Source organism: Brevibacillus parabrevis (assembly GCF_003710905.1).
GTDB classification, from domain to species: Bacteria; Bacillota; Bacilli; order Brevibacillales; family Brevibacillaceae; genus Brevibacillus; species Brevibacillus parabrevis.
In genome coordinates this window covers 1-10489 of record NZ_RHHV01000024.1, presented here as the reverse complement: position 1 = coordinate 10489, position 10489 = coordinate 1, and the positions used below count along the sequence as shown (strand labels likewise).

The window sequence follows — 10489 nt, the reverse complement described above, 5'->3', positions numbered from 1 at the left end:
CAATTCAGTGTAGCCGATCCACACTTTTCCTGTAGCTCTGTTGAGCGTTTCCTGTACTGCGTCTTGAATGGTAGCTACCAACTCTTCTGTAGAGCCGATTCCTTCGATTTCAATTTCGTCATCCACGATTTCGTCGTCACCAAAGAACTTCTCTGTTGCACTCGTAACAAGTCCTTTAATCTTGGCGAGTTGTAGAGCTTCTGGATTTGCCGGTACCGGAACAGCAGATAGTTCTAGCAGCTCTTGCTTCTTGTACAGGGTGCCGCCGCTTTGTCGTGGTTCAAACTCCTTGCCTAGGAATCCAACCGAAGTCGCTTTCATGAAACCGCCTTTATATAGTTCATAGACGGTATCCGCTAAGGGGTACAGCCCTTTCACCGGAAATTCAATGTCGAATACCAGTTGTTTATTCTCTACTCGCACATCTAGCGCTCGTCCAATCGGGGGAACCGTATAGTCATGCGCCCAGAGGAACACAGGGTTTTTCTTGTAATTTTCAAGTTGCCAGCCAGTAGCACGAATAACGTCCCGATCTCTGTCCTCTGTTTCGGTTGAGCCTATAAACCTAAGAACTCTATTTTCTGTTGGACTCTTTAACTGTTTGACCTGTACACGAATTGAATGTTTCATCTGATTAGCCCTCCAATTCCGCAAGCTTTGCCATCTCGTAAGCTAGAAGCCGTTCTGTTTCCTGTACTCGTTTTTCTGCTCGCTGAACCATTGCCACCGCTTCTTCCTTTGCTTCCTCCAGTACCTTACGCTGACGAGCTAACACGCTTTGGTTGTGCTGTACAGTTCCCCTCAATGCAGATGCTTCACGCTGTAAATCTTCAATGTAACGAATTGCTTCTTGCTTTTCATGACGGTCTTTCTGATCCCCTAACAATTCAAACCGTTTAGCTTGATCTAATAACTGCCGGATCTCGGCTCCTACCTGTGCATCTGTGCGCCCCGACAGTTCCAACTCTGCCGCCTTCTCCCGCAAGTCCCTTGCCCGTTGCCAAGAACCTCGAATCTCATCCATAAGCTGTTCATAGTCCGCTTGTGCCTGAGTGATTGAGCGTACCGTCTCCTCTACGACTTCCTCTACTACCTGTTCACGTTTTGCCATTCGTTTCGTCCTCCTTTGATTTTGGGCATGCAAAAAAAGCTCATTCCTACTCATAAAACAAGTTGGAAAGAGCTTTTGAAAGTTTGTCAAGTGTTTGAGTTGTTTAGTGTTTGGTTTGTTGATTGTATTGTACGATCTTGGTGTTGGGATTGTAAACCCAAGTTTACACAAAACTTTTGCCAGACCCTTTATACTGTCTTTTTTTACTCTTTTTCATCCAGTTTTTGCTTTAAATATTCAGCAATCACCGTTTCTCCTCTCTCAATAGCAAAAGCATAAGCATCCATATCTTTCATGTTGTCACCAGAGTATTTTATAGATATATCTATATTACTCTCAACTAACAATTTAACAATCTCAAATTGACCACCATATATTGCTGCAAACAGAGGATTTCTTTCTGGTTCACTGGTATCAATCTCAATATTGTGGTTGATAAGATATTCTGCAATATCTAAATGTCCTTTTGCACTTGCTCTTTCAAGGGCATTTGTAGAAAACGTTCCACCCTGTGCATTAATATCTATCCCAGCATTAATAAGGTATTCTATTATTTCTAAGTGCCCATGGGCTGATGCTACATGTAACCATGTACCAAAGGGCGTCATCCATTCAAGCATTTCTGGATTTTTTTCAAGCAAAACTCTTAAAATATCCAGTTGATTACTTTTTATAGCACCCCTAATTTCTTTTGCAATTTGATTGTTATCCATTCTAGTTCCCCCATAAAATTCATCTTCTTGAAGCAGCTAATTTTCCAAGATCTTCCAATATTTCAACAAAATCATCATATTCCCCACCTGCAGCATCAACTGCTTTCAATTGTTTTACAACGTTTTCTAAAGCTTCAATGCCATGTTGCCCACTTACTCTATTGGGTGCCCATACTAAATTTTCTCCACCAATTATTGGGTCAATACCATGCTTTCTTAATATATCTTGACCTTCTTGAACAAGTTTTCGTTGAGCTTCACCTAAGCCCTTTTTGAATAAAGTATGGTGCGCATGTGGATCTACCATGTCAACAGGAGGATCACCTTTTAGTCCTCTGAGATACTTACCAAAATCAATTTTTAGTAATACTTCATAATACTCCGAAGCAATACCTAAATCACTCATCTTCTTGCTAATTTGAGAAAGCTCTTCTGGGGTGAATTTATTATTTTGAATAGCATTCTTAAGGTTATTCATCTTAGTATGACTGATATTGCCTGACGCATCAACAATATCATCTAGATACTCGTTTACAAGATTACCCGTCTCCTAAGTTGTAAAGCTGAATGATTGAAAAGTAACGGTGGTTGCTAGATGTACTAGCAATACCACCTGTCAGCTTGCCTGTTTTTCTACTTGTTCAGGGAGACGAAACGCTGTTTTGTTCTTCATCATGCCGTAGATGATGTTGACTAAACGGCGCATGACACATACCAATGCTTGCGTTGGCGTTTTACCTTCTTCTTTCTTGCGGTTGAAGTATTCGTAAAATAGCGGATTGCGTGGCTTTTTGCTACCTTTTGAAACTTGCACTTGCTGTACGGCTAGGTTGTAAAACAAACCATGTAATACCCTGTTGCCCAGCTTCGTTTTTTTCGTTTTCTCTTTTCCACCCGAACCCTCTATTTTTGGTGCAATACCTGCAAAGCGTGCCAATTTATCAGTACTCGCAAACCTCGTAATATCACCAATCTCGGCTACCAATGCCGATGCTGTTACAAGGTCTATTCCTGGCATGGTTTCCAATTGGTAGTCTAGCAGTTTCATCATGTTACCAATTTCTGCTTCTACATGGGCAATTTCCTTCTTTTTGTGGGTAATGTCTCGCACATGGCTTTGGATTAAAAAATCTCGTTGTTCTTGGTAGCTACGTGTTGTATCTCCGTCCGCCTGTACCAATATGAGTATTTCTTCTGCCTTCCTTGTCGAGCAGGCGTTATTGCTCGACTTCCGCAAAAATGCTGCCAATGTTTCAATCGAAACACCTTTTAACAAATGCGGGGCAGGGTACTTCTCCCAAAACGCCAGCGCACATTTGCCGTCAATATCACTAAAGAACTTCTTGTAACTGGGATAGTGGTAACTCAATTGGGTATGCAATTGGTTTTTTAGTGAGATCAACGCCTTTACCAAGCCATTCCTTCGTGTCACCAGTTGACCAATCGTCCAGTATACATCCTGTGGGTTTGCATCTGGCAATTTGTCTAGCTTTCTTACGAGTACTGTGGCTATGCACTCTGCATCCCAACTATCGCTTTTTTGTGGATTCGGATGGCTTTTTCTTTCGTCTTTGACAAGTGAGGGGTTCACCTCTTTTACCAATTGCTTGTTTTCTGTCAGGTAGACCGCTAAAGAGCGACCATACCCACCTACATCTTCCAGCCCATATACAGGGGTCATACCTCGCTTTTTGAACTGCTTGACATACGTGGTCAATTCATCAAAAGCGGCTGGCTTGTTCTCAAACGTAATTTCCCCCAGTTTCTCGTACCAGCAGTTGATGACTACCGCCGTATGTGTTTTCTTGTGCAGGTCAACTCCAATGTAAATATGCTTCTGTTTGTAGTGCATGCAAGGCATCACCTCTGTCTATGAAGTACGTTGAAAGCTAAAAAAATGTCGGCAACCTCAGCTCAAGCGTTAGTCAACAAGTGACCCGCAACGGGACGCCAGCCAGTCCATTTTCTAATCGTTCAACGTCTGTATAACTACATATAATAAAATTTCAACGTTTTGAAAGGAGCGTACGAAAACATTTTTCGACATTCCCTACACAACGGGTAAACAGTGATGCGCAGTATACGATATTTTCCAAAATCTGCACAACCCTGTATGTTTCCTGTCGTTTTCCTCTGTGGGAAGGTCGTATACTGTAAATACGAAATCGTTACACCAATCGCTGTTTGACTCTGCGGTTTATGCTGCCCTCAGCAATGCCGCACAAGGTACTTCAACTAGCGATACCCATTGTTCCCTTGCTAACCTGTTGAAATCTACGTGATACGGGTTTGCAAGGGTTTCTTTTACCACTGTTCGCATACGACGATCATACATTTTTACTCCGTCCCGGATGTTGCGAATCTGTTCTGCCCGTTTTCTAGGAAGTGTATCCCAATCTGTTACCACCGCCGCAAAATATTTATCGTTCTGCTCGGGCGGATACCTGCCCACATCTGACAGCAATATTTTCTGGTCTGGTTTATATACTATCTCCATCCGGCTCAACTCGTGGTCAATAGCGATGCCTTGCTTTTCCCATAGTTCCAGCCTTTTGTCGTAAATACGGCAGTATCCGTTTGTCTTGCGCTGATGAGGTAATCCAAAGTACCTCGTTGTTCCTTCATGAGTCATTTTTCTCCTTCCATGCATCGGGATGACTACCACATTTTCCAGTGAGGTACGCACATCGTACGCCACATCACAGCCCACAAAGTATATCCTGCTTGCCACCTTGCGTATCGGTTCCACCAACTCCCGAAAATGCAAGTAATGTTCGGGGTGCGTCTCTAGCCGCAATGTATGCAAGTGTCCCTCCGTCTCCCTAAAGTTCTTGTAAAACACATGCAGGTAGGCTCGATTCCCTTTCCGTATATGTAACTCGTAACAGTAGTCGCCCCAATACACCGTTTCTTTGATTTGAAAACCGTTCATTGCCGCATCTCTCATCAATCCGTAATAAGCCCCAAGCGGCACATCCTTGTACTCCATGACAAATTTGTCTATGGATACACTTGCCCTCATCACACGCTACACTCCCGTTCTCATACGTTTTTTGGCTACTTGCGATTGTAAAAATGTACACTTACTCGACTAATTAAGTAATTATCGGCTATCCGTTTCTGACTGTTAAACGCAAAAAAGCACTTGAAATCACCAATAACAGTGTTTTCCAAGTGCTTGAAGTGTGTGTTTTCTAAGCTTTCAAAGTTTGGGCAAGTTAGCAGTATCCCTGAACCACAATCGAATACTGTACGGAGATTATGACACATGCTTTATCTAGAGTCAACAATAACGTCTAACCCTGTGAGATGGTTCGCTCTCGTTTGTATCTCCCCTCATCGGTGTCATTTGTGGTAATCCTACATGAGAACGTCGTCTCGCCCGGTTCTCGTGGGTCTGCTGTATAGTATGATCGTATCCTAGTCGAGTACGCCTAACTCGCGGCGTGCTTCGATTTCCAGCTCACGTAACCACTTTTGCTTTTTGACTAGCTCCTCAAACCATTCCTTGTCCTTTTGCGCTAAGGCCATATCTATTAGCTCGTCGTAGTCCTCTGAACACATCATCATTGCTTCTTGAAATTTGCTCATTTGTCTAACCTCCCATTGTTAATCGACGATTAGCTAACCTGCCTTGCCTTGTTCCACAACTGGCGGCTAATGATACGAGGGAAAACATCTTTCTGTCTGATGCCGTTCCGTTCTTTTTGCCCGTTGTAGGTATTGAACCCTGTATACGTCTCATTGTTCAGAATGTTTTGTACCTGTACAACAGTCCAGTCTTTCCCTGTTTTGGTGCGGATGCCTGCTCGGTTCAATTTACAAGCGATTTTGTATGGATTATTCCCCTCTACATAGAGTTGAAATATGTTCTTTACCGTTTGTGCTTGTTGCTCGTTTATGATTATCATACCATTATGTACCTGATACCCATAGGCAGGTGCACCGTCAGCATATTTATTTCCCTTGGCGGTGGCAATCCGTCCGCCTTTTGTCCGTTCGTTAATGGTCTTCCGTTCAAACTCTGAAAAAGAGCCTATCATTTGCAGAAACATCATTCCTGACAGTGTGGACGTATCGAAATTTTCTGACACACTAATGAATGCTATTCCTTTTGGTTCAAGTTCATCCTCTATCAATAATATCAAATTTCTCAACCTTCTGTGTATACGGTCTGCCTTCACTACTACGATTCCTGTCACTTCGTTTTCAGCCTGCTGAACATACTGCATCATGTCTCTGTATCCTTCACGTTCGGTCGTACTTCCACTTTCTCCTTCGTCTTTAAAGATTCCCGTCAATTCCCAGCCTTGACTGATACAGTACGCTTCAATCTTTTTCACTTGCTCCGCTATCGAAGTATTCTCTATCTGACTATCTGATGAAATTCGAGCGTAGCCAACTACTCTCTTCATTTTCACGTTACCCATGTCCAGTGCCTCCTTTTTTGTAAACACTATACGACCTAGATTAAAGGAATTACAATTCCTTTTATCCTTCCTGCCGTTCTTTTACCGTGATCGTGGTAAAACAAATTTATTTTGAATTTTGCCATCCTACCGCTTCAATCACAAAAAAGGGAACGAACAAGCTTCATCACCTGTTTGTCCCCCCTCTGTTAGCGTTCGTATTCCTTCCTTGCATGATCTTTCCTTGCACGCTCAAGTATTTCATTCAACCGATCTAATGACCCATCATTTTTACTTTTGTTTATTTCTAACAGCCTGCTACTTTCCCTTACAAGGCTTACCTTGTTCATTCCAATTCTCGTTATTCCTTCTTCAATGGTTCGTATTAGGGCATGATTCGGCTTTTTCTTCTGCTCTTCTTGTTTAATGCGCCGCATCATACGAAGAATGCGTACTTCCGATAACTTTAACTCACTTTCAACTTGTGCCTTCGGGTCAGTTGATACATGGGCTAACAGTTCCCGTTCCTCGTCCGTCAATGTATCCTCCCAGATCATTTCATACAGTCCATGCTTTAATGCGTTTTTATTACCCTTTAGCTTACTGGGGTCTTTCGGTCCAGTGGATTTTCCCCCATGAAACCTACAACGCCCGTTTGCTAAAGCGGCTTTTTTACATAGTCCGCCGGTTCTCGTATTTGCTCCGCACAGCTTTTTTTCCATCCTTTCACCGCCTAACCTCAATTCATGGGGTTCGTTTCCCCGACCTGGGGGAGTCTACACCCCCCCAGCCGCTCAATCCATCAAAGTTTATCAGTTACTTTTCAACTAATCGCATTTCAGTTACTCGCATTTGCTTCTTGCTGTGCCTTTACTTCCCTGAATGCTTCAAACTCTTCACGTAGTCCTGCTGCATTGATGTAGTCTATATAGTCGTCTAGTAGGTAAGCGTTTCGTAACAACATATCGTTTGCCGCACTTAGTTCTTCCCATAGGAACTTTTCATACTCTGTCATTTCGTTCATCTTTGTTATGCCCCTCCTGTAACCGTCAAAATTGGTTTGTCTCGTATTTTCTGTTTCAGGAGCAAGTAAATTACGGTATGAGCCTCCCGCAACGTATACTTGCCCCCGTCTCGTTGGTTTGCACGTATTCTTGCGTTAGCTCCTTTGCCTTACGTTCCCAATATCGTCGCTCGTACTCTTTTTGCTTCTCTTTGTTTTCAGGTTTTTGCCGCCATCTGCGCCGATACTCTCGCTCATACTGTCTTCTATATTCCCGACGTGCTTCTAATGCTTCCGGACTTAATTTCACCATAATGTTCATCCCTTCTTGGGTTACACTTTTCCTGTAGCTCTGTTGAGCGTTTCCTGTACTGCGTCTTGAATGGTAGCTACCAACTCTTCTGTAGAGCCGATTCCTTCGATTTCAATTTCGTCATCCACGATTTCAATTACGATTTCATCGTCACCAAAGAACTTCTCTGTTGCACTCGTAACAAGTCCTTTAATCTTGGCGAGTTGTAGAGCTTCTGGATTTGCCGGTACCGGAACAGCAGATAGTTCTAGCAGCTCTTGCTTCTTGTACAGGGTGCCGCCGCTTTGTCGTGGTTCAAACTCCTTGCCTAGGAATCCAACCGAAGTTGCTTTCATGAAACCGCCTTTATATAGTTCATAGACGGTATCCGCTAAGGGGTACAGCCCTTTCACCGGAAATTCAATGTCGAATACCAGTTGTTTATTCTCTACTCGCACATCTAGCGCTCGTCCAATCGGGGGAACCGTATAGTCATGCGCCCAGAGGAACACAGGGTTTTTCTTGTAATTTTCAAGTTGCCAGCCAGTAGCACGAATAACGTCCCGATCTCTGTCCTCTGTTTCGGTTGAGCCTATAAACCTAAGAACTCTATTTTCTGTTGAACTCTTTAACTGTTTGACCTGTACACGAATTGAATGTTTCATCTGATTAGCCCTCCAATTCCGCAAGCTTTGCCATCTCGTAAGCTAGAAGCCGTTCTGTTTCCTGTACTCGTTTTTCTGCTCGCTGAACCATTGCCACCGCTTCTTCCTTTGCTTCCTCCAGTTCCTTACGCTGACGAGCTAACACGCTTTGGTTGTGCTGTACAGTTCCCCTCAATGCAGATGCTTCACGCTGTAAATCTTCAATGTAACGAATTGCTTCTTGCTTTTCATGACGGTCTTTCTGATCCCCTAACAATTCAAACCGTTTAGCTTGATCTAATAACTGCCGGATCTCGGCTCCTACCTGTGCATCTGTGCGCCCCGACAGTTCCAACTCTGCCGCCTTCTCCCGCAAGTCCCTTGCCCGTTGCCAAGAACCTCGAATCTCATCCATAAGCTGTTCATAGTCCGCTTGTGCCTGAGTGATTGAGCGTACCGTCTCCTCTACGACTTCCTCTACTACCTGTTCGCGTTTTGCCATTCGTTTCGTCCTCCTTTGATTTTGGGCATGCAAAAAAAGCTCATTCCTACTCATAAAACAAGTTGGAAAGAGCTTTTGAAAGTTTGTCAAGTGTTTGAGTTGTTTAGTATTTGGTTTGTTGATTGTATTGTACGATCTTGTTGTTGGGATTGTAAACCAAGTTTACACTATTTTTTTGATGATCACGCTAAGGCTTCACCATTTTACTTCTCCTCTGGTACTTTAATAATGCCTATAATAAGCTCTTTTTCATTAAATATAAGCCCTCCGTTAATATCCTGATAAGATACCTTTTCAAACTTATCATTTAATTTCTGTTTAATTGTTTGTAAATTAGACAACTCGTTTATATATAAATATAGCTTATTAATAATTAAACTTTGAGCATCAATGTGCATTTCAATTTTATTTAAATCACCTGCTAGCCGTTCAATATTGCTTACGTTCCATATTTTTAATCCTTCTTGTTCATCCTCTTCTATTTTAACCAAACCAAATAAACCAGCCAGTTCCTGATAATTCGGATTTCCTTCTCGGAAAATATCAATTAATTCCATTACTAATTCATCCAAAGAATCTTCCCTAAATTTTTTTCTGAGTAATGCTGGTGAATCATCAAAAAGCCAAGAACCTATATCGTTAAATTCATCATTCCCTGAATCCAATACCCCTATAATACTAGGTTTACTATAAAGAAACTTCTTATTCAATATTTATCACCATCCTATTTTCGTTTATATTCCCCACCAATTCTTTCTGCTACCTTATCATAAAACATGTCCCATGCTTCATCCATTCGTCCCTCTTTATATAGCTTATTGAAATTAACATCTGCTCTTAACTCCTCTTGTACTAATCGATACACCATTCGAACTGACTGGCCATCAACTTTCCATCCGTCAATTCCTCTTGTCATACTGAACGTCTTTCCATTGGGAGTTATTGCTCTCATCTCTAGCATATCAAAGTCTACAGCTACCATCATATCTTCCAAACTAAACGGTCCATTAGTAGGATGATTATGAGTAAACACAGCATCTTTTCCTCTGTCCCTATAATCACTAACATCTATTGCCTTCTCAGTACCAATAACTGTGTCCCCAATTAAATTACCATCCTTGTCAAAAAACTGCCCATGCTCTTTAGATTCATGTCTAATTCTGTTCTCTACCTCTTCAACCTTTTTATAATCGTACTTAGCATTACCCATCCCCTCAGCCCCTGCCTTCTCCTTCTCATGAGGCTGATTTTTATTAGCATCATTCCCCTTCTTATCAGTAACTGGCTCATCATGATGAGAATGCCCGGAATCTCCGCTTGCCTTTCCTCCTTTTGGCGGCGTTATTTCATGTGGAATGTCCTTATTACGAGGAGCCTCACTGACATGGCCCTTTGACGTCTCAATATGCTGCAGCCCATGTCCATCTTTTTTGTCTTTAAAGAAAGAAATGTTCCAAACCGAAAAGCTTTGCCCAAAAACCGGATCGACCATTACCTCCTCTTTAATTCGGATCTTCTCGAAGATTTGTTTCAGCATGTTATGCTGATACTTTTCCGTTAGCAAATCAAAATCCTTCAACACATCATCAAATAGCTTGGCCTTCGTCTTGAGTTTCCCGTCCTTAAGTGGCGTGCCTTCCAGCAGGTCATCTACACCGGACCTGTGCAAGAGACCGCCTCTCCCTTTTCCGCCGTCCGCATCCATATCTGCATGGGGTTGCTTGCAATGCGGCGCGTCCACATCCAGCTTCGCCACCGATTTGCCGCCTTTTAATGCTGCTGTGCCCATTCCAACGCTATACACCGTCAGCACGG

Annotated in this window: 14 protein-coding genes; all 14 read right to left on the bottom strand. The window is 42.6% G+C overall.

Translation table 11 applies throughout. The annotated features are described in order from the left end of the window. Nucleotides 1-630, bottom strand: a 630-nt coding sequence (locus EDM60_RS26940; protein ID WP_208715252.1) for an HK97 family phage prohead protease, incomplete at its 3' end; no start/stop codon positions are given. 4 nt (nucleotides 631-634) lie between these two features. Beyond that, nucleotides 635-1111 (bottom strand): hypothetical protein, encoded by a 477-nt coding sequence (locus EDM60_RS26935; RefSeq protein ID WP_122966715.1) that lies wholly within the window; start codon nucleotides 1109-1111, stop codon nucleotides 635-637. A 203-nt stretch (nucleotides 1112-1314) separates the two neighbouring features. Continuing rightward, on the bottom strand, nucleotides 1315-1824 hold the full coding sequence (locus EDM60_RS26930; RefSeq protein ID WP_122966714.1) for an ankyrin repeat domain-containing protein: 510 nt from the start codon (nucleotides 1822-1824) through the stop codon (nucleotides 1315-1317). A 19-nt stretch (nucleotides 1825-1843) separates the two neighbouring features. After that, nucleotides 1844-2302: an AHH domain-containing protein gene (locus EDM60_RS26925; protein ID WP_122966713.1), complete on the bottom strand. Its 459-nt coding sequence runs from the start codon at nucleotides 2300-2302 to the stop codon at nucleotides 1844-1846. Between the two features lie 138 nt (nucleotides 2303-2440). Then, nucleotides 2441-3676 (bottom strand): IS110 family RNA-guided transposase, encoded by a 1236-nt coding sequence (locus EDM60_RS26920; protein WP_122966712.1) that lies wholly within the window; start codon nucleotides 3674-3676, stop codon nucleotides 2441-2443. A gap of 345 nt (nucleotides 3677-4021) precedes the next feature. After that, nucleotides 4022-4846, bottom strand: a complete 825-nt coding sequence (locus EDM60_RS26915; RefSeq protein ID WP_233454220.1) for a replication initiation protein — start codon at nucleotides 4844-4846, stop codon at nucleotides 4022-4024. Between the two features lie 398 nt (nucleotides 4847-5244). Then, nucleotides 5245-5415: an IDEAL domain-containing protein gene (locus tag EDM60_RS26910; protein WP_122966710.1), complete on the bottom strand. Its 171-nt coding sequence runs from the start codon at nucleotides 5413-5415 to the stop codon at nucleotides 5245-5247. A gap of 29 nt (nucleotides 5416-5444) precedes the next feature. Further along, nucleotides 5445-6254 carry a recombinase family protein gene (locus EDM60_RS26905; RefSeq protein ID WP_233454222.1) on the bottom strand — a complete coding sequence of 270 codons (810 nt, stop codon included), beginning with the start codon at nucleotides 6252-6254 and terminating at the stop codon, nucleotides 5445-5447. Nucleotides 6255-6442: 188 nt separating this feature from the next. Continuing rightward, complete coding sequence (locus EDM60_RS26900) at nucleotides 6443-6955, bottom strand: HGGxSTG domain-containing protein (RefSeq protein WP_122966709.1); 513 nt, start codon at nucleotides 6953-6955, stop codon at nucleotides 6443-6445. Between the two features lie 116 nt (nucleotides 6956-7071). Further along, nucleotides 7072-7257 carry a hypothetical protein gene (locus EDM60_RS26895; protein WP_019534772.1) on the bottom strand — a complete coding sequence of 62 codons (186 nt, stop codon included), beginning with the start codon at nucleotides 7255-7257 and terminating at the stop codon, nucleotides 7072-7074. A 312-nt stretch (nucleotides 7258-7569) separates the two neighbouring features. Continuing rightward, on the bottom strand, nucleotides 7570-8193 hold the full coding sequence (locus EDM60_RS26885; RefSeq protein WP_122966707.1) for an HK97 family phage prohead protease: 624 nt from the start codon (nucleotides 8191-8193) through the stop codon (nucleotides 7570-7572). Between the two features lie 4 nt (nucleotides 8194-8197). After that, complete coding sequence (locus EDM60_RS26880; RefSeq protein ID WP_122966706.1) at nucleotides 8198-8674, bottom strand: hypothetical protein; 477 nt, start codon at nucleotides 8672-8674, stop codon at nucleotides 8198-8200. Between the two features lie 203 nt (nucleotides 8675-8877). After that, nucleotides 8878-9384 carry a hypothetical protein gene (locus tag EDM60_RS26875; protein ID WP_122966705.1) on the bottom strand — a complete coding sequence of 169 codons (507 nt, stop codon included), beginning with the start codon at nucleotides 9382-9384 and terminating at the stop codon, nucleotides 8878-8880. 14 nt (nucleotides 9385-9398) lie between these two features. Continuing rightward, on the bottom strand, nucleotides 9399-10489 hold a 1091-nt coding region (locus EDM60_RS28865), incomplete at its 5' end, for a hypothetical protein (RefSeq protein ID WP_122966704.1).

Excerpts from the sequence above, each read along its gene's own strand:
- EDM60_RS26925 (WP_122966713.1), bottom strand. The coding sequence starts at position 2,302 with ATGAATAACCTTAAGAATGCTATTCAAAATAATAAATTCACCCCAGAA.
- EDM60_RS26905 (WP_233454222.1), bottom strand. The coding sequence starts at position 6,254 with ATGGGTAACGTGAAAATGAAGAGAGTAGTTGGCTACGCTCGAATTTCA.
- EDM60_RS26880 (WP_122966706.1), bottom strand. The coding sequence starts at position 8,674 with ATGGCAAAACGCGAACAGGTAGTAGAGGAAGTCGTAGAGGAGACGGTA.
- EDM60_RS26885 (WP_122966707.1), bottom strand. The coding sequence starts at position 8,193 with ATGAAACATTCAATTCGTGTACAGGTCAAACAGTTAAAGAGTTCAACA.
- EDM60_RS26920 (WP_122966712.1), bottom strand. The coding sequence starts at position 3,676 with ATGCACTACAAACAGAAGCATATTTACATTGGAGTTGACCTGCACAAG.
- EDM60_RS26930 (WP_122966714.1), bottom strand. The coding sequence starts at position 1,824 with ATGGATAACAATCAAATTGCAAAAGAAATTAGGGGTGCTATAAAAAGT.
- EDM60_RS26895 (WP_019534772.1), bottom strand. The coding sequence starts at position 7,257 with ATGAACGAAATGACAGAGTATGAAAAGTTCCTATGGGAAGAACTAAGT.
- EDM60_RS26915 (WP_233454220.1), bottom strand. The coding sequence starts at position 4,846 with ATGAGGGCAAGTGTATCCATAGACAAATTTGTCATGGAGTACAAGGAT.
- EDM60_RS26910 (WP_122966710.1), bottom strand. The coding sequence starts at position 5,415 with ATGAGCAAATTTCAAGAAGCAATGATGATGTGTTCAGAGGACTACGAC.
- EDM60_RS26935 (WP_122966715.1), bottom strand. The coding sequence starts at position 1,111 with ATGGCAAAACGTGAACAGGTAGTAGAGGAAGTCGTAGAGGAGACGGTA.
- EDM60_RS26900 (WP_122966709.1), bottom strand. The coding sequence starts at position 6,955 with ATGGAAAAAAAGCTGTGCGGAGCAAATACGAGAACCGGCGGACTATGT.